Source organism: Streptomyces sp. NPDC050997, from assembly GCF_040660135.1.
GTDB lineage: Bacteria > Actinomycetota > Actinomycetes > Streptomycetales > Streptomycetaceae > Streptomyces.
Genome location: NZ_JBFAGK010000007.1, coordinates 333,117 through 351,519, shown reverse-complemented (window position 1 = coordinate 351,519; position 18,403 = coordinate 333,117). Strand labels below are relative to the sequence as shown.

15 protein-coding genes and 2 pseudogenes are annotated in these 18,403 nt (G+C 70.9%); 12 read left to right on the top strand and 5 right to left on the bottom strand.

The window, feature by feature from the left end:
* The first annotated feature begins 97 nt into the window (after nt 1-97).
* From AB0H86_RS18980 to AB0H86_RS18965, 4 genes are all read left to right on the top strand, one after another.
* On the top strand, nt 98-1,030 hold the full coding sequence (locus tag AB0H86_RS18980) for a M56 family metallopeptidase (RefSeq protein ID WP_362439347.1): 933 nt from the start codon (nt 98-100) through the stop codon (nt 1,028-1,030).
* A gap of 130 nt (nt 1,031-1,160) precedes the next feature.
* The gene (locus AB0H86_RS18975) at nt 1,161-1,862 is read left to right on the top strand and encodes a phosphatase PAP2 family protein (protein WP_362439344.1); all 702 of its coding nucleotides are present in this window, start codon (nt 1,161-1,163) and stop codon (nt 1,860-1,862) included.
* A gap of 9 nt (nt 1,863-1,871) precedes the next feature.
* Nucleotides 1,872-2,564, top strand: coding sequence for an HAD-IA family hydrolase (locus tag AB0H86_RS18970; RefSeq protein ID WP_362439341.1), 693 nt, complete (start codon nt 1,872-1,874; stop codon nt 2,562-2,564).
* Between the two features lie 236 nt (nt 2,565-2,800).
* Nucleotides 2,801-3,490, top strand: a complete 690-nt coding sequence (locus AB0H86_RS18965; RefSeq protein ID WP_362439338.1) for a helix-turn-helix domain-containing protein — start codon at nt 2,801-2,803, stop codon at nt 3,488-3,490.
* Here the strand turns inward: AB0H86_RS18965 and AB0H86_RS18960 are convergent.
* The gene (locus tag AB0H86_RS18960) at nt 3,478-4,980 is read right to left on the bottom strand and encodes a hypothetical protein (protein WP_362439335.1); all 1,503 of its coding nucleotides are present in this window, start codon (nt 4,978-4,980) and stop codon (nt 3,478-3,480) included. The two genes, AB0H86_RS18965 and AB0H86_RS18960, sit on opposite strands and share 13 nt — an antisense overlap.
* A gap of 191 nt (nt 4,981-5,171) precedes the next feature.
* Between AB0H86_RS18960 and AB0H86_RS18955 the strand changes: the two genes are divergently transcribed.
* Nucleotides 5,172-5,825 (top strand): DUF305 domain-containing protein, encoded by a 654-nt coding sequence (locus AB0H86_RS18955; protein ID WP_362439333.1) that lies wholly within the window; start codon nt 5,172-5,174, stop codon nt 5,823-5,825.
* Nucleotides 5,826-5,915: 90 nt separating this feature from the next.
* Here AB0H86_RS18955 and AB0H86_RS18950 read toward each other — a convergent pair.
* Nucleotides 5,916-6,005, bottom strand: a pseudogene (locus AB0H86_RS18950) (hypothetical protein); the annotation flags it as partial.
* Nucleotides 6,006-6,240: 235 nt separating this feature from the next.
* On the opposite strand from AB0H86_RS18950, the gene AB0H86_RS18945 reads away from it, so the two are divergent.
* Complete coding sequence (locus AB0H86_RS18945) at nt 6,241-7,587, top strand: FAD-dependent oxidoreductase (protein ID WP_362439330.1); 1,347 nt, start codon at nt 6,241-6,243, stop codon at nt 7,585-7,587.
* Between the two features lie 128 nt (nt 7,588-7,715).
* The gene (locus AB0H86_RS18940) at nt 7,716-9,128 is read left to right on the top strand and encodes a nucleobase:cation symporter-2 family protein (RefSeq protein WP_362439327.1); all 1,413 of its coding nucleotides are present in this window, start codon (nt 7,716-7,718) and stop codon (nt 9,126-9,128) included.
* Here AB0H86_RS18940 and AB0H86_RS18935 read toward each other — a convergent pair.
* Nucleotides 9,051-9,401: a helix-turn-helix transcriptional regulator gene (locus tag AB0H86_RS18935; RefSeq protein WP_362439324.1), complete on the bottom strand. Its 351-nt coding sequence runs from the start codon at nt 9,399-9,401 to the stop codon at nt 9,051-9,053. The two genes, AB0H86_RS18940 and AB0H86_RS18935, sit on opposite strands and share 78 nt — an antisense overlap.
* Nucleotides 9,402-9,524: 123 nt before the next feature.
* Here AB0H86_RS18935 and AB0H86_RS18930 point away from each other — a divergent pair, with 123 nt between their 5' ends.
* Nucleotides 9,525-10,604 (top strand): NADH:flavin oxidoreductase/NADH oxidase, encoded by a 1,080-nt coding sequence (locus AB0H86_RS18930; protein ID WP_362439321.1) that lies wholly within the window; start codon nt 9,525-9,527, stop codon nt 10,602-10,604.
* Nucleotides 10,605-10,677: 73 nt separating this feature from the next.
* Here the strand turns inward: AB0H86_RS18930 and AB0H86_RS18925 are convergent, their stop codons facing one another.
* A complete protein-coding gene (locus AB0H86_RS18925; RefSeq protein ID WP_362439318.1) occupies nt 10,678-11,985 on the bottom strand; it encodes a PHB depolymerase family esterase in 1,308 nt (435 codons plus the stop codon).
* A 406-nt stretch (nt 11,986-12,391) separates the two neighbouring features.
* Between AB0H86_RS18925 and AB0H86_RS18920 the strand changes: the two are divergent.
* From AB0H86_RS18920 to AB0H86_RS18910, 3 genes and pseudogenes are all read left to right on the top strand, one after another.
* Nucleotides 12,392-13,044 (top strand): annotated as a pseudogene (locus AB0H86_RS18920) (hypothetical protein).
* A 58-nt stretch (nt 13,045-13,102) separates the two neighbouring features.
* Nucleotides 13,103-13,906, top strand: coding sequence for a pectate lyase (locus AB0H86_RS18915; protein WP_362439315.1), 804 nt, complete (start codon nt 13,103-13,105; stop codon nt 13,904-13,906).
* A 379-nt stretch (nt 13,907-14,285) separates the two neighbouring features.
* The gene (locus AB0H86_RS18910; protein WP_362439312.1) at nt 14,286-16,316 is read left to right on the top strand and encodes a HEAT repeat domain-containing protein; all 2,031 of its coding nucleotides are present in this window, start codon (nt 14,286-14,288) and stop codon (nt 16,314-16,316) included.
* A gap of 94 nt (nt 16,317-16,410) precedes the next feature.
* Here the strand turns inward: AB0H86_RS18910 and AB0H86_RS18905 are convergent, their stop codons facing one another.
* The gene (locus AB0H86_RS18905) at nt 16,411-16,995 is read right to left on the bottom strand and encodes a hypothetical protein (RefSeq protein WP_362439309.1); all 585 of its coding nucleotides are present in this window, start codon (nt 16,993-16,995) and stop codon (nt 16,411-16,413) included.
* A gap of 213 nt (nt 16,996-17,208) precedes the next feature.
* Between AB0H86_RS18905 and AB0H86_RS18900 the strand changes: the two genes are divergently transcribed.
* On the top strand, nt 17,209-18,348 hold the full coding sequence (locus AB0H86_RS18900) for an exo-alpha-sialidase (RefSeq protein ID WP_362439306.1): 1,140 nt from the start codon (nt 17,209-17,211) through the stop codon (nt 18,346-18,348).
* The last annotated feature ends 55 nt before the right edge of the window (nt 18,349-18,403 follow it).

The following is an 18,403-nucleotide window of genomic DNA, read 5'->3' as shown; positions in this document are numbered from 1 at the left end:
ACGCGCCGGCTCGGCACCCTGTGCGAACCGTTGCCTGCGTCACTTCGGTCTCGGGGGCCGTACCGGTGAGCGGTGTCGCGCTCATAGGCTGCTCCCCATGATGCTCCCCGCGGCACTGTTGCTGCTCGGCGCCCTGACCGCCGTCGTCGCCCCCCGGCTGCTGGCCCGGGCCGACTGGGCGGACCACGAACCCGTCCTCGCCCTGTGGGTGTGGCAGTGCGTGGTGGCGGCCGTCCTGGTGTGCTGCGCGCTGTCCATGACGCTCAGCGCGGCGGTGGCCTGGCAGGCGGTCCGCGGCCATGTGTTCGCGCCCGCGCCCCACGCCGTCGTGGAGGCCTACACGCTCGGTACGGCCGGGCCGTGGGCCGCGACCACCGCCGTGGCACTGGCCTGTGGCGGGATGTGGAGTGCGACGATGCTGGTGCGTGAGGTCGTCCGCGCGCGTGCCCGACGGCGGCTGCGGCGGGGCGAGCTCCTCGTCCGGGCCCCGCTGTTGCCCGGTGAGGAGCCCGGCGGCCGACTCGTGGTGCTGGAGGGCGAGCGGCCCGACGCCTGGTGGCTGTCGGGTGCCAGGCCGCGACTTGTCGTCACCACGGCCGCGTTGCGCCGTCTGAAGGGCAGGCAGCTGGACGCCCTCGCCGCGCACGAGGAGGGGCACGCCCAGGCCCGGCACGACTGGCTGCTGCACTGCTCGGCCGCCCTGGCCGACGGGTTTCCGCGGGTTCCGGTGTTCGCCGCGTTCCGCGACCAGATGCACCGACTGGTCGAACTCGCCGCCGACGACATGGCGTCCCGCCGCTTCGGCCGGCTGACCACCGCACTCGCCCTGGTCGAACTCAATGAGGACCGGGGTGTGTTCGGCCCCGCCCCGACCCCACAGGCCCATCTGCCCCAGCGGGTGCACCGCCTGCTCACTCCCCCGGACCGGTTCACCGCGGCCCGCCGGCTGCGGCTGACCGCGGCCGCCGGGCTGGTTCCGGTCGTCCCGGTGTTGGTGGCGTTCGTGCCGGGACTACGGGTACTGGGGTGACCGGCGGGGCGGATCATCCGGCCCGCCCGAGCCCGGAAGGCACCGTGGCGTCGCGCCGAGGTCACATCGGCATCGGCATGATTTCGCCCGGGATTGGCCTCACGCCCCACAGGTCAGCAAGGATCACACCATGCACACTCCGCCCGTCGACTCCCCGCCCCGCCCGCCGGCGCCCCGCACCGCCGCCCGCGCCGCCGGCGTCCTCGCGCTGTGCTCCACCCTGCTTCTCGTGCTGGTCGCGGCGCAATGGCCACCCCTGATCACCCTCGACGAGGACATCGCCCGCACCACCCACCGCTGGGCGGTGGACGAACGCGGTGTCACCCACGCGTTCCGCATCCTGACGGACTGGATCTGGGACCCGTGGGCCATGCGCCTCCTGTGCGCGGTCGTCGTGGTGTGGCTGGTGTGGCGGCACGCGGACTGGTGGACGGCCGGGTGGCTGACCGCCACCTGTGCGCTGGGCACACTGGTGCAGCAGTTCCTCAAGACCGCGGTCGGGCGGGCACGGCCGGTCTGGCCCGACCCCGTCGACACGGCCCACTTCTCGGCCTTCCCCTCGGGCCACGCCATGACCGCCACGGTCGTGTGCGGTCTCCTCCTGTGGCTGTTGCACCGCCACGGCGCGGGCCACGCCCTGTGGAGCACGGTCCTGACCCTCTCCGTGCTCTCCGTCGTCGGCGTCGGCCTGACCCGGATCTGGCTCGGCGTCCACTGGTCCACGGACGTGGTCGGCGGCTGGCTGCTGGGGGCGCTGATGGTGGCTCTGGCGGTGCTGGTCCACCTGCGGTGGCGGCCGAACACCCCGCCGGCGGGAAATCCGGCCTCGTAAGATCACCCCATGGCTGCCGTGTTGTTCGACTTCTCAGGGACCCTCTTCCGTATCGAGTCCGGTGAAGCGTGGCTGCGAGCCGTCCTCACGCAGACCGAACTCGCCCTCCCCGAGCCCGAGTTGCTGCGGGCCGCGCAGGATCTGGAGAGCGTCGGCGCCCTGCCAGGTGGCGTCTCCCAGACACGGCCGGTCCCCGACGAGCTCGCCCCCCTCTGGCAGATCCGTGACAGGAGCGCCGAACTGCACCGGGCCGCGTACACCGGCCTCTCCCGTCAAGTACCGCTGCCCGACCCCGCGTTGCACGACGCGCTGTACGACCGGCACATGACCCCGGCCGCCTGGGCCCCGTATCCCGACGCCGCCGAGGTGCTGCGCACGCTGCGCGAGCGCGGGATCGGGGTGGGTGTGGTCAGCAACATCGGCTGGGATCTGCGGCCGGTGTTCCGCGAGCACGGGCTCGACCCGTACATCGACACGTATGTCCTGTCGTACGAACACGGTATCCAGAAGCCCGACCCGCAGCTGTTCGCGACGGCCTGCACGGCACTCGGCGCCGAGCCTCGTGACGTCCTGATGGTCGGCGACGACCGGCGCGCGGACGGCGGCGCGACGGCTCTGGGCTGCGGGGTGCACTTCGTGGACCATCTGCCGGTGACGCAGCGGCCGGACGGGCTGCGGCCGGTGCTCGACCTGGTCGGCTGACATCTCCGCGATGGTCGGCCGACCCCGCCGCCCGCGGAGGTAAACCGCACCCGGCTGGACCGAAGGACCCACCGAAAGTAGCCCAAGGCCACCACTGGGGCGAGATGCTCGCCCACCCTGGACGATCCCCCGCGTCGCCCAGGGCAGACGGCAGCCCCGACCAGGCCCTCACGGGGCGCCGGTCCGGACGCACTGAGTATAGTTGGCTGGCAGCCAGTCAACGCAGGAGTTACAGCATGTCCCCGCGCAGCGCCTCGGTCAATGAAGAGTTGCGGCGGCGTTCCCGGGAGCGGCTGCTGCAGGCGGCGGTCGAGCTGGTGAGTGAGCGCGGCTACGAGGCGACGACGCTCGGCGACATAGCGGACCGCGCCGGCTCCGCGCGCGGGCTGGTGTCGTACTACTTCCCCGGCAAACGCAGGCTGGTGCAGTCCGCCGTGCACCGGCTGATGCACCGCACGCTGGAGGAGGCGCTGGAGCGCGAACCGCGCACCCGGGACGGCCGGGAGCGGATGGCCCGGGCCATCGACGCGATCCTGGGGCTGGCCCGGGACCGGCCCCTGCTGATGCGCCAGCACATGGCCGGACTGTTGCAGGCCGAGGGGTTCGTGCCGTGCCCGGAGCAGCGGCGCCTGGCCGAGCTGCTGCGCGACACCGTGGCCCGCGACGGCTCTCAGGACGTCGACGCCGACTACCCGATGCTGCGCGCGCTGCTCATGGGCGCGGTCTACGCGGCGCTGGTGCCCGGCGCGCCCATGCCCGTGCCGGTGCTGCGGGCCGAGTTGTTCAAGCGCTATCGGATCGGCTGGGAGCAGGGGGTCCCGCCGGACGCCTCGGGGGCGTCCGGCGGGAGCTGTGACACCGATCTGTCGAGATTCTTCGCGACCGGGGCCGCACCGGAATGCGGCCGGGACGGTCAGTCGAAGTAGTCAGGCTGCGTCTGGACGTTGAGCTCGCCCAGTCGGACCCGCTTCGCCGGGTCGGTGCGCCGGTCGCTGAGCTTCAGCACGTCGAAGCCCTTGGTGATGTCGTTCGAGTAGATGTACCCGTTGTAGTAGTACGCCGACCACGAGCCGCCCCCGGTGAGCGTGTCGGTGCTCAGCGGGCCGCGCTCGAAGTAGGCGATCTCCTTGGGCTTCGAGGAGTCGGTGAAGTCCCAGACGGAGACGCCGCCCTGGTACCACGCCTGGACCATGATGTCCTTGCCCTTGACCGGGATCAGCGAGCCGTTGTGGGCCACGCAGTTCTCGGTGTCGGCCTGGTGACGCGGGATCTTGTAGTAGCCGCGGAAGACCAGCTTGCGGTGGTCACCCCTGCCGACGACGTCGTAGATGCCGTCGGCACCGCGGTTCGGGCCGATCGCCGCGTTGCAGGTGGCCGCACCGCCACCGCCCAACTCGTCGGTGAAGACGACCTTGTCGGCCTTCTGGTTGAAGGTCGCCGAGTGCCAGAACGCGAAGTTCACGTTGTCCTGCACCCGGTCGATGACCTTCGGACGCTCGGGGTCCTTGATGGAGAACAGGATGCCGTCGCCCATGCAGGCGCCCGCCGCGAGGTCCTTCGAGGGCAGCACGGTGATGTCGTGGCAGCCGGTGGTCTTGGAGACACCCGGGTTGGTGGGTGCGCCGGGGTTGCCGCCGCCGTCCGGGCCCTCACCGGGGAAGAGCACCGGGAAGCCCACCATCGCCGCCTTCTCGGGGGCGTTGCGCGGCACCTTGATGATCGAGATGCCGTCGTGCGGCGGCTGGCAGTCGGGGTAGGTGGCGCTCGGCGAGTACGAGGAGACGTAGACGTAGACGTTCCTGCGCTCGGGCACCAGCGTGTGGGTGTGCGAGCCGCAGGCGGTCTCCACGGCGGCGACGTACCTCGGGTTGGTCTTGTCGCTGATGTCGAAGACCTTCATGCCCTCCCACGACGACTTCTCGGTGGCGGGCTGGGTGGTGCTGTTGCAACTGCTGTCGCTGCGCGAGGAGTCCGTGGACAGGAACAGCAGGTTGCCGGAGACGGTGATGTCGTTCTGCGAGCCCGGGCACAGGACCTGCGAGACGGTCCTCGGCGCCTTCGGGTTGCTGATGTCGAAGATGCGGAAGCCGTCGTAGTTGCCGGCGTAGGCGTACTTGCCCTGGAAGGCGAGATCCGAGTTGGTGCCGGGCAGAACGTCCTTGGGGACGTTCACGAGGTGCTTGATGTTGGCGGAGTGGACGATCTGGCCGGGGGCCGGTATCTCGTCCGCCGCGATCGCCGCCCGGACCTCGGCCGCGACGCTCTTGGAGACCTCTCCGCTCGTTGCCGGCGCGTCCCCGGGGTCGGGGGTCGCGGCCGCCGGAGCCACCGTCAGAAGTGCGGCCAGCAGTCCGGCTGCCGCCGCCGCAACTCCCAGACGTCTGTGCCGGGTTCGGGGACTGTTTAACAGGATCACTGCTTTCCTCCCTTGACCGTTCAGCGAACACGGTTCATGCACCCCGCAGTATCGTCTTGACCATGCCCATATCAACAGTGGGCAACGAGCCTGTAATGAAGGTTTTCGATCAGTGATGCGCCCAAGCGTGCTAGGACGGTCATCGGCACTCACGAGGTGCCCCCGCATTCCGCCTGCCACAGGAGGTCGTTGTGCCCTTCCGCCGTGTGTCGCGCGCACCCCTCGCCTCGACCGCACTGGTCACCCTGGCCGTGTTCGGGCTCGGGGCCTGTGACTCCGGTCCGGAGCCGAAGCCGACCGCGGCGACCGGGCCCTCGGTGCTGGTGCCCGGCAAGCCCGGCGAGGCGAACCGCACGATGTCCGCCGAGGACGCGCAGGCTCAGCGCGTCGACGACGACACCCCCAACACGGCGGACGTCGGCTACGCCCGCATGATGATCCAGCACCACACACAGGCACTGGAGATGACCGAACTGGCCCCGAAACGCGCGCAGTCGTCGAAGGTCAAGGCGCTCGCCGAGCGGATCGCCGCCGCGCAGGGGCCGGAGATCAGCACCATGCGGGGCTGGCTGACGGAGCACGGCGAGGACGAGAAGAGCGGCGGACACGAGCACGCCGTCATGCCCGGCATGGCGACCGAGGCCCAGGTGAAGAAACTGCGGGCCGCCCGGGGCGAGGCCTTCGACCAGCTCTTCCTCACCCTGATGATCACCCATCACGAGGGCGCGATCACCATGGCCACGGACGTCAAGTCCCAGGGCAACAACGTGCGGATCGAGGAGATGGCCGACGATGTGATCGCCCAGCAGACCAGCGAGATCACCCGGATGCGGGACATGCCGTGACCCGCGACCCGGCAACGGCGCTGCTCGGCACCATGTGTGACGTTGCGTCAGATAACTGGCGTCACGCGCCCGCGCGCTCAGCCTGAGGGACTCACGGCGGCCGCGTCCGTTCGCGCACAGCACCGCGAGGACGGGGTCGTCCCCCTGCCCTGGGCCGGCCTGCCCCTGGGCCGGCGGCATTCCTGCGCGACCAGGCGCCGCCCCTCGGCATCACGCGGCCACGTCGCCGCCCGCCGGACAGTCACCAGAAAGACCAAGAAAGGACGCTTATAGCACACACGCCAGGTAACCGCAGGATCACATTCCGTACGAACGTACACACACGCCCGTTCCGCGCGCCGCGCCTGTCAGCGGAGCGCTGACAGTGCCATCCTGGAAGTGACTCCTGTGGATTCCCCGGGTTAGGAGTTCCGCCGTGTTCCGAGTCGCCGTCGTCGGATCCGGGCCGAGCGGGTGCTACACCGCCCAGAGCCTGGTCCAGCAGGACCCCGACGTGCTCGTCGACGTCCTGGACCGGCTGCCGTGCCCGTACGGCCTGGTGCGGTACGGCGTGGCGCCGGACCACGAGAAGATCAAGTCGCTGCAGAACACCCTGCGGATGGTCCTGGAGCACGAACGGGTGCGCTTCCTCGGAGGCGTCCAGGTCGGCCCCGGCGGGGTGTCGGCCACACGACTGCGGGAGCTGTACCACGCCGTCGTGTACTGCGTGGGCGCCGCCACCGACCGGCACCTGGGGATCCCCGGAGAGGACCTGCCGGGCAGCTGGTCGGCGACGGAGTTCGTGTCCTGGTACAGCGCGCATCCCGACTCCGCCGCCGAGGGTTTCGTCGTCGGAGCCCACTCCGCGGTGGTCATCGGCGTGGGCAACGTCGCCGTTGACGTCACCCGGATGCTGGCCCGGGGTCTGGCGGAGCTGAACCCGACCGACATGCCGCAGGCGCCCCTGGCCGCGCTGGCCGCGAGTCAGGTGACCGACATCCACATGGTGGGGCGGCGCGGCCCCTCCCAGGCCCGCTTCACCACCAAGGAGCTGCGTGAGCTGGGCGCCCTGCCGGGCACCGAAGTGGCCGTGGACCAGGAGGAGTTGGCACTCGATCCGGCCTACCACGACCCCGCCGCGCTGCCCGCGGCACAGCGCCGCAACGTCGAGGTGCTGCGGGGCTGGGCGAACGCCCCGGCCCCACAGGCCGCGGCCCGCCGGATCCGGCTGCGGTTCTTCCTGCGGCCCGTGGAACTCCTCGCCGACGAAGGACACGTGGGCGCGGTGCGTTTCGAGCGGACGGTGCCGGACGGACACGGCGGGGTGACGGGGACGGGCCGGTTCGAGGTGATCGAGGCCCAACTGGTGCTGCGCTCGGTGGGCTACCGCGGCGTACCCCTGGAGGGGCTGCCGTTCGACCCGGCGACCGGCACGGTGCCCCATCTGGCCGGCCGGATCCTGCGCGAGGACGTGGTCGCGCCCGGCGAGTACGTGGCCGGCTGGATCAAGCGGGGCCCGACAGGCGTCATCGGCACCAACCGGCCGTGCGCCAAAGAGACGGTGACCTCGCTGCTGGAGGACGCCTCCGTCCTCGTATCCGACGATCTCCCCGGCGACCCGCTCAGGGAACTGCGGGCCGACGGGATCCTGCCGGTCGAGTGGGCCGGGTGGCAGGCGATCGAGCGGGCCGAGGCGGAGCTCGGGGCCTCGCTGGGACGGAACGTGGCCAAGCTGCCGGACTGGGAATCGCTGCTGACAGCGGCGCGCTCGCTGACCCCGTAGCGGCGTGGCGGACAACTGGGTGGGCATGACACAGATCGGCAATGCCGCCGACATCAACAAACTGTTCAAGTCCCTTACGGTCCCGTACTGACCGAATGTCCCCAGCCGCCCGCCGTTCTGGAGCGCCCATGACAACGACCGCACCCGTGCATCCCGTCGACGAGGTCCCACCCGCACGGCAGTTGGCCGCCTTCGGCCTGCAGCACGTGCTCGCGATGTACGCGGGCGCGGTGGCCGTTCCGCTGATCGTCGGCGGGGCGATGAAGCTGTCCCCCGCGGATCTGGCGTATCTGATCACCGCCGACCTGCTGGTGTGCGGGATCGCCACGCTCATCCAGTGCATCGGGTTCTGGCGTTTCGGCGTGCGGCTGCCGATCATGCAGGGCTGCACGTTCGCGGCCGTGTCGCCGATGGTGCTGATCGGTACGACCGGTGGCGGTCTGCCCGCGATCTACGGCTCGGTGATCGTCGCGGGGCTCGCGATCGTGCTGCTCGCGCCGGTCTTCGGACGGCTGCTGCGGTTCTTCCCGCCGCTCGTCACCGGCACGGTGATCCTGATCATCGGTATCTCGCTGCTGCCGGTGGCGGGGAACTGGGTCGCGGGCGGCGTCGGGGCGAAGGACTTCGGGGAGCCGAGGAACATCGCGCTCGCGGCCTTCGTGCTGGCGGTGGTACTGGGCGTGCAGCGGTTCGCGCCGGCGTTCCTGAGCCGGATCGCCGTGCTGACCGGCATCGTGGTGGGCCTGGTGGTGGCGGTGCTGTTCGAATTCACGGACTTCGGCGGGGTGGGGGACGCCGACTGGGTGGGGATCAGCACGCCATTCCACTTCGGCGCGCCCACCTTCGAGGCGTCGGCGATCATCTCGATGCTGGTGGTGGCGCTGGTGACGATGACGGAGACGACCGGTGACCTCATCGCGGTCGGCGAGCTGACCGGCCGGAAGGTCGAGCCGCGCTCACTGTCGGACGGCCTGCGCGCCGACGGCCTGTCGACCGTCCTGGGCGGCGTCTTCAACACCTTCCCGTACACGGCGTACGCGCAGAACGTGGGCCTGGTCGGTATGACCCGCGTCCGCAGCCGCTGGGTCGTGGCCACCGCGGGCGGTGTCCTCGTTCTGCTGGGGCTGCTGCCCAAGCTGGGCGCGGTGGTCGCCGCCATACCGGCGCCGGTGCTGGGCGGTGCGGGTCTGGTGATGTTCGGGACGGTGGCGGCGAGCGGCCTGAGGACCCTGACCCAGGTGGACTTCAAGGGCAACCACAACCTGACGGTGGTGGCCGTCTCGGTGGCGGTGGGCATGCTGCCGGTCGGCGTGCCGACGATCTACGAGAAGTTCCCGGACTGGTTCCAGACGGTGATGAACAGCGGAATCAGCGCGGGCTGCCTGACGGCGATCGTGCTGAACCTCCTCTTCAACCACCTTCCGGCGAAGGAGCGTTCAGTCCCTGCGGCCGACCCGGCGCGGTCAGCCACCGAGGCGGTCGGCCTGCCGGGCGGCGGCGCCGAGCAGGGCGTCGACAAGTCCCGGGAAGAGGTCGTCTAGGTCGTCTCGGCGCAGGCCGTTCATCTTGGCCGTGCCCCGGTAGATCTGCCGGACCACCCCGGCCTCACGCAGCACCCGGAAGTGGTGCGTGGACGTGGACTTGGTCACGGGCAGGTCGAAGTGCGAACAGGTGAGCTCGCCGCCGTCGGCGGCGAGCTCTCGCACGATCCGCAACCGCATGGGGTCGGAGAGCGCGTGCAGCACGCCCTCCAGCCGGATCTCCGCGCGCGTCGGGTGCGGGAGGTCGCGACTGCTGACGGCGGGGGTGCTCACGGTGGCTCCACTCACTGGGGGGAGCCCCATTGTACGAGATCTCTCGTAGTTTGACACTCGACGTACTACGATGCCTATCGTACGAGTCGTCCATCGGCCCCGTGACGATCGGAGTAGCTACCCATGAGTGCCCTCTTCCAGCCTTTCAGCCTGCGTGACGTGACCATCCCGAACCGGATCTGGATGGCCCCGATGTGCCAGTACTCGGCAGCCTCCGAGGGGCTGGACACCGGCGCGCCCGCCGACTGGCACTTCGCGCACTACGCGGCACGCGCGGCCGGCGGCACGGGACTGATCCTCACGGAGGCGACCAGTGTCAGCCCCGAGGGCCGGATCACCCCGTACGACCTCGGCATCTGGAACGACACCCAGGTCGAGGCGTTCCGTCGGATCACCCGCTTCCTGGTGTCCCAGGGCACGGTGCCCGGGATCCAGCTGGCGCACAGCGGCCGCAAGGCCTCGACCGACCGCACCTGGACGGGCGGCGCGCCGCTGACCCCGGACGCCGGCGGCTGGCAGCCGCTGGCGCCCAGCGCCCTGGCGTTCGACGAGCGTCACCCGGTCCCGACCGAGCTGACGACTGATCAGATCAAGGAGATCGTCGGCCAGTTCGCGGCCGCGGCCGGTCGCGCCCTGGCCGCCGGCTTCGAGGTCGTGGAGATCCACGGCGCCCACGGCTACCTGATCCACGAGTTCCTCTCCCCGCACTCCAACCACCGTACCGACGCCTACGGCGGCTCCTACGAGAACCGCACCCGCCTCGCCCTCGAGGTCGTCGACGCCGTGCGCGCGGTGTGGCCGGACGACAAGCCGCTGTTCTTCCGCGTCTCGGCGACGGACTGGCTGGAGGACGGCGGCTGGACCCCCGACGACACGGTCCGCCTCGCCCGCGACCTCCAGGCCCACGGCGTCGACCTGCTCGACGTCTCCACCGGCGGCAACACCTCCGGGGTCCGCATCCCGACCGGCCCGGGCTACCAGGTCCACTTCGCCGCCCGCGTCAAGGCCGAGACCACTCTCCCGGTCGCCGCGGTCGGCCTGATCACCGAGGTCGAACAGGCCGAGAAGGTCCTGGCCAACGACGAGGCCGACGCCGTACTGCTGGGCCGCGAACTGCTCCGCAGCCCGTCGTGGGCCCGACTCGCCGCGCGTGAGCTGGGAGCCGAGACGCGGGTGCCGGACCCGTACCACCGGTCCGTCTGAACCAGGAGGGACAACCGAGCAGAGGGCGACCTCGGATCCCGCACCCGAGGTGACCCCCTGCTCGACGCTCAGCTCACGTGCAGGCCGTTCCGTTCAGCGTGAACGCCGTCGGGGCCGCGCTGTTGCCCGAATGGTTCGCCTGATAGCCGATGGTCACGCTCCCGTTCGGGGCGATCGTCCCGTTGTACGCGACGTTCGTCGCCGTGACCGACCCGGACGCCGGGGCGTAGGTGGCGCCCCAGCCGTTGGTGATGGTCTGGCCCGAGGGCAGGGTGAAGCCGAGTTTCCAGCCGTTGACCGACGTCGTACCGGTGTTGGTCAGGGTCACCGAACCGGTGAGGCCGGTGCTCCAGGCGTTGGTCGTCGCCGTCACCTTGCAGGCGCCCGGCTGGGGCTGGGGCGCGGGGCCCGAGCTGTCGAGGCCGAAGAAGGTGAGCGCGCGGGCGGCCATGCCGGAGCTGTAGACGTTGTGGCCCACGCCCTGGACGCTGATCGCCTCGACGGGGGCACGGTCACCGGTGGAGCCGTAGCGGGTGCGGGTCCAGCCGGAGACGGGCGAGTCGGTGGCGGCCGGGGTCTGGCTGACGCCGAGGACGTTCGTCCATTCCTTGATCTGCTCCCCGAAGTTGGGATAGCGCAGCACATCGTCCTCGGTGCCGTGCCATGTCTGCATCCTCGGCCGGGGTCCGCTGTAGCCGGGGTAGGCGGCGCGGACCAGGTTGCCCCACTCCTGCGGGGTGTGTATGACCGTGCCGTTCGCGCACTCGCTGTTCCACTCGGAACCGTTGGTGGTGGCGAAGCAGCCGAACGGCACACCGGCGAAGGCGGCGCCCGCCGCGAACACATCGGGATAGTCGCCCAGCAGGACGTTCGTCATCATCGCGCCGGAGGAGATCCCGGTGGCGAAGATCTTCGACGTGTCGGCGCTGTAGGTGCGGGTGACCCAGTCGACCATGGACTTGATGCCGACCGGGTCGCTGCCGCCGTCCCGTTTCAGCGCCTGGGGCGATGACACGTCGAAGCACTTGCTGGCGCGGGTGACCGAGGGGTACACGACCACGAACCCGTAACGGTCGGCCAACGAGGCCCACTCCGTGCCGGAGTACATGGCCGGTCCGGAGCCGGTGCAGTAGTGGACGGCGACCACGACCGCCGGGTGCGCGGTGACGTTGTCCGGCACGTACAGGTACATCTGGAGGTTGCTGGGGTTGGTACCGAAGGCGGTGACCTCGGTCAGGGCCGCGGCGGCCTTGGCGGGGCGTGCCGTGGCCGCCGGAGCGGTGAGGACGGTGACCGCGAGCAGCGGCACGAGCGCTCCGAGGAGCGCCACGAGTACCGAACGCAGCGGTCCGCGCGCGATGGTGCGGGGGGTGGTGGGCACGTCCTTGTCCCTTTCTGTCGGCTCTGGGACGTGGTACGGCGTTGCTTCAGCGGTGGTTGAACGCGGTGGCCGGTGGCAGTTGTCGGAAGCGGTGGCCGGTCAGCAGGAGGAGTTCGTCTGAGTCAACAGGGCGCCATCGACTCGCCCTCTCCGAAGGGACGCTTCCGCCGAGCATCGTGGCATGGACATGGTCCCCATGGAAGCGCTCCCACAGGTCGAAAGAATTCGCTCGCGACGCCTGCCAGGGGTGGCCGAATGCAGCCTGCGCAAAGCGTTGACTAGAAAGCGCTTGCCCTCTACGTTCCGTTCAGCAGTGTGACCGACCCGGGCCGTCTTGGCTCCGCACAGTCACGTCGCCCTCAGGTGGCGTTCAACATGGCGTACAACATTCACGTACCTGACCTGCATGGCACCCGCAGGCACCTCCGAAGGGGCGCACCCCACATGCGTACTCGGTCCCCCACGTACACACGCGCAAAGGTCCGCCCTGACAGCCGGCGCGGCCGCCCTCGCGACGGTGGCCGTCCTGGCCGCACCGCAGTCGGCCGGGACCACCGAGACCTCCCCCATTGGTTTCGGCGCCGGAACCACCGGCGGCGGCAGCGCGTCGGCGGTCACCGTCTCGACACTGTCCTCCTTCAGGACGGCCGTCACGGGCAACTCGGCCAAGGTCGTGAAAGCGAGGACACCGGCCATCTGAAGGTGACGTACCACCACAACCTCTTCAGCAACGTCTACTCGCGCATCCCCAGTCCGCGCTTCGGCACCGGGCACTTCTACGACAACTACGTCGTCGGCGCCGAAACGGCCGTGCACTCCCGCATGGGCGCACAGATGCTCGCCGAGAACAACGTCCTCCGCTCGACGTCGGTCGCGGTCACCACGAACCACAGCAGTGACTGACGGATACGCCGATTGCGCGGCAACGACCTGGGTGGGGCCGCCACCGAGGTCTCGCGGGTCGGCACCTTCACCGCCCCGCCCTACAGCTACACCGCCGAGCCCGCCTCGTCGGTCGTCACCTCGGTGACGAGCGGCTCGGGCACCGGGAAGCTCTGACCATCCCCCGACATCAGCCCCCAACACCAGCCCCCGAAACGGAAGAAGGAATCGGGACATGACTTCTTCGGCACCTCCCCGCGCCCGCGGGCGCGCACTGACCGGCTCGCTGGCCGCACTCGGGCTCTCGATTGGCATGATCATGACACTCGGTGCGCCACCGGCGAGTGCCGCCACCTGGCCCACCGCGACCGGCAGCCAGGCGGTCTCCTCCACCATCTCGCTGTCCGGCACCAAGGACTACGGGATGATCCGCCTCTACGGCACCGGAGACCTGGGCAGCGGCAGCCAGGACGAGGACCAGGGACCGATCCTGCAGCTGGCTGCCGGGACCGTCCTCAAGAACGTCATCATCGGCGCCCCGGCCGCGGACGGCATCCACTGCCTCGGCAACTGCACACTGCAGAACGTCTGGTGGGAGGACGTCGGCGAGGACGCGGCCACGTTCAAGGGCACCTCGTCGTCCAGCGTCTACACCATCTCCGGTGGCGGCGCGAAGGAAGCCAGCGACAAGGTGTTCCAGTTCAACGGCGCGGGAACGCTGAACATCTCCAACTTCGCCGTGAAGAACTTCGGCACCTTCGTCCGCTCCTGCGGCAACTGCAAGACGCAGTACAAGCGGACGATCAACCTCAACACCATTGAGACGACCTACAAGGGCAGCAAGCTCGTCGGCATCAACACCAACTACGGCGACAGCGCGACCCTGAGGGGCATCACGATCGTCGGGGACACCAGCAAGAAGATCGTCCCGTGCCAGAAGTACATCGGCAACAACACGGGCGCGGAGCCGACGACGAACGGCAGCGGCCCCGACAGCAGCTACTGCAAGTACTCGACCTCGGACATCACCTACAAGTGACGCCCCTGGCCTGAGAGGCGGCCGTACGAAGCGTCCCTGCACGGCGCTTCGTACGGCCGTCGTGTCATGCCCGCAGCGCGTGCGGGGGCATGGTCCGGCCAACTCCCCCTGCTGGTCCGTGAACAATGCCCGGGCCCTGGCCGCGCAGGTTGGCCGGGCGCAGCCAGACACCAGGCCTCCCTCATGGTCCGGCCTGGTCCGGCACGCCCCGCCCGCCCTGGACGCGATCCTGGCGCGCGCGCTGCCCTTCGGGCACCGAATCCCTGCCCGACGGGACCTCTTCCATCCGTTCGCACACTGTCACGTCCCGATTCCGCTTGGTTGTCAGTCCCGTGGTGAAGACTCACGATCAGTTGGCACTTCGCTTGGGGAGGACAACGTGTTCACGGGGATCGACGAAGTCGACTGGGCCGCGTTGCGGCATGCGTACGGCAGTGCGGAGGACGTGCCCGGACTGCTGCGGGGGCTCGCCTCGCCGGACCCGACCGAGCGGGCGGGTGCCCTGGACCGGATGTACGGGGCACTGCACCACCAGGGCAACGTGTACGACTCGACGCTCGCCTGCGTTCCGTTTCTGCTCACGCTCGCCGGGAGCGAGGCCGTGCCCGAGCGGGGCGGGATCGTCGAACTGCTGGTGAGCATCGGGTGGGACGGCGCGGGTCGAAAGGGTGCGGGGCGGCAGGAGGCCGGTGGCGGCGGCGACCCGTCGGCCGGTGCCGCGATCCGTGCGGGCGCGGAGGCGTTCGTCGAGCTGGCCGGGGACGCCGACACCTCGGTGCGCGTGGCGGCCGCGGGCGCACTCGTGCGGTTCCTCGACGAACCGGTCCGGGTTCTCGGGCTGTTGCGGGAGCGAATCACCGTGGAGCGGGACGACCGCGTCCTGATCGCCCTCACCGAGAGCCTCGGTCTGTTCGTACGACGGCACCCCGCGCACGCCGACGGGGCGCTGGAACTGCTGGTGGCGCAGAGCGCGTCGCCGAACGGGCCGGGGCTGCGGCTCGCGGCGCTGGGCCAGCTCATGGGCTGCGCGCCCGGCCGGGCCCCGGCCGACCCGGTACCTCTCGCGGTGCGGCTGCTCAGGGAGCGGTCCGCGCGGCGGAGCGTGCGGCCGGCGGAGGGCGGGGGCCCCGGCATGGACACGCTCGTCGGCCGCCTGCGGCGGCTGTGGCCGTCGGACGAGGAGGGCTCGCAGCTGCTGCGCACCCTCCACGCCGCGCTCGACGACCGGGTGGCCGACCGGACCGCCCTTCTCGACGGGCAGTTGACCAGCCCGGACCCGAGCGACCGGTGCAACGCGGTATGGATGGCCGCGGGACTGTTGCGCGAGTGGCGGGGCGACCACGCGGGGCTCGTGACAGTGATCGGAGACCAACTGGGCGCGCCGGAGGGCGGGGTGGGCGACGCGGCGGTGTCCGTCCTCACCGACCTGTTCGGCCTGGCCGTGCCCGCCGCGGACCGTCTCGCCGCGCGGGTGGCATCCCGGCCCGAGCTGTGGGTGCGTCGGTGGCATCGCGGGACGCCCGCACTCGGCGGTCCGATCAGGGCGCTTGCCAGGAGCGGGGATCCACGGGCGGTGCCGGTGCTGGCCGAGGTACTGGCTGGGCCGGTCGTACCCGGCGATCTTGGCCAGGCGATCGGTCACCTCGGCTCGGTGGCCGCCGTACTCGCGCCCGTGGTGCGGCGCAGGCTTGGTGAGATACCCCTCGACTCACCCGAGGCCCCGGCCCTGGCCGTACCCCTGCTGTCGGCTGTGCTCGCGCTGGGAGACCGGGAGGCTCTGCCGGAGGTGATGCGTCTGGTGCGCGGTACGTCGTCCGCCGGGTTGGGTCCGGACGACACGCACGTGGGGGACGTGATCCGCGCACTGAGCGCGTTCGGGCCCGCGGCACGGGAGGCGGTATCGGTGCTGCGGCGGCTGCTCGACACCGAGCACGTGAGCGCGGCGGCGGGTGCGTTGTGGGAGGTGGCGGCGGACGCGTCCGTCGTACGGCCGGTCCTGCTGCGGGAGCTGGAGGGAGGGGATCCTCGTCGTCGCCGGGCGGCCATGGAGGTGCTGGCGCGGATGGGGCCCGCGGCTTGTCCGGCACCGGCCGCGTTGCGCCGCGGAACGGAGTCCGGTCACCCGTGGGAGCGGGTGACGGCCGCGCGCGCCCTGTGGCGGATCGACGCGGACGCCGCACCCGTCCTTCCGGTGCTGCGGTCGGCCTGGACGGAACATCCGCACACGCGCGGCGCGGTCGCCGAGTGCCTGGTCGAGATGGGGCCGGCCGCCACACCCCTCAGGGACCTGCTGACGGCCGAACTGTCCTCGCGACGACGCCATTTGGCGCTGCCTGGTGGTTACGGCAGCCACGACATCCCGAAGGACGAGCGGCTGTTGCGGCTGTGCCGGGAGGCGCTGGCGGGCTAGTCGGCGGCAGGGCTCCGCACAGAGCCGTGGCGTGCCGTGGCGTGCCGCGCCCTGTCGTGTCTGGGACGCCGGGTGGCGCCGGCCGCCCCCGCCCTCAGCCCGTCGTGCGCCCCCACAGAGGGCCGAACCGTGCCCACTCGGCGTCCCACTGGTCCATGCGGCGGCGTTCCATGCGGCCGCACAGCACCCGCCCGCCGATGAAGGGCACGACCCCGGCGCCGACACCCAGCAGGCCGCCGATCATGGCGGCCCGCAGCCGGGCCTCGGCGACGCCGGCGGGCTTCGTCACCAGCCGGCCCTGCGGATCCGTCCAGACGGTGACCGGGGTCCCGTAGACGCTGCCAGGGTCGACCCGGGCCTGCCCGGTGTGCGCGGAGCCGTCCGGCACCGTCCAGCGCACCTTGGCCCACACCTGCTCGCCACTCGACGTACGGGAGCGCGAGGCCGCCGTTCCCGGTGCCTGTTCGGTGAGATGCGCCACGACGGGACGCCACTCGAGACGTTCCCGGGCCAACCCGTGCTCGACGGTCCGGGCGACACCCAGACCGGCGAGTACACCGGCGAGAACGGTGAGCGCCCAGGCGCCGAGCACGACCCACGCCTCCATCGCGTCGGCACGGCGCTTGAGCGGATTGCGCCGCCAGCGCCACAGCCACACCTTCGGACCACGGAACGCCATCGCAGGCATCCTCCTCAAGAGCGCACGAACATGCCGGACCGCCCTCCCATACGGGAGCCGCGTCCTGGTTGCTCACGACGGGTTTCCCGACTCGGCGGTCGCACGCCTCCCCGTTCTCGTGCGGCGTCTTGCGTGAAGCGGCCCACAGGCCGCCCCGCCCGACTGTCATCGCCGCGCTGACCTGCGGCGAAGCGTTTGAGGGGGTGACTGTCAGTGGTGGGGTGCAGACTGGCGGGTGTCTGGGACAAAGACGTCGCGGAGGTGATCGGCATGACCGAAGTACTGCTCGCCGTGGGCACACGCAAAGGCCTGTTCATCGGGCGCAGGCGGGAAGGAGCCTGGGAGTTCGACGAAAGCCCCAGCTTCAACGCGCAGGCGGTGTACTCGGTCGCCATCGACACCCGAGGGGACCGTCCACGGCTGCTGGCCGGCGGGGACAGCGCGCACTGGGGCCCCTCCGTGTTCCACTCCGACGACCTGGGCCGGACCTGGACCGAACCGGCGCAGCCGGCCGTCAAGTTCCCGCAGGACACGAAGGCCTCGCTGGAGCGCGTCTGGCAGCTGCACCCGGCGGCCGCGGAGCCGGACGTGGTGTACGCGGGCACGGAACCGGCCGCGCTGTACCGCTCCGAGGACCGCGGTGAGAGATTCGAGCTGGTCCGGCCCCTGTGGGAGCACCCCACCCGGTCCAAGTGGGTGCCGGGCGGCGGCGGAGAGGGCCTGCACACCGTGCTCACCGACGAACGGGATCCGCGCGCGGTGACGGTGGCCGTGTCGACGGCCGGTGTCTTCCGTACGAAGGACGGCGGCGCGAGCTGGGAACCCTCCAACTCCGGTGTCTCCGCGGTGTTCCTGCCGGACCCGAACCCGGAGTTCGGCCAGTGCGTCCACAAGGTCGCCCGGGACGCGGCGACTCCGGACCGGCTGTACCTGCAGAACCACTGGGGCGTGTATCGCAGCGACGACGCGGGCGCGCACTGGACGGACATCGGCGAGGGCCTGCCGTCCACGTTCGGCTTCGCGGCGGCGACACACCCCCGCCGCGGCGACACGGCGTACGTGTTCCCGATCAACGCGGACGCGGACCGGGTGCCTGCCGACCGTCGCTGCCGGGTCTTCCGGACCGCGGACGCGGGCAGGAGCTGGGAGCCGCTGACGGCGGGCCTGCCCCAGGAGGACCACTACGGCACGGTGCTGCGGGACGCCCTGTGCACGGACGACGCCGACCCGGCCGGCGTGTACTTCGGCAACCGCAACGGCGAGGTGTTCGCGTCGGCCGACGACGGCGACAGCTGGCGGCAGTTGGCGTCGCATCTGCCGGACGTGCTGTGTGTACGGGCCGCGGTGGTGTGATGAGCCCCAGACGGTTACCGGTCGGCCTGCCTTCCTGCCTTGGCCACTGGTTGAT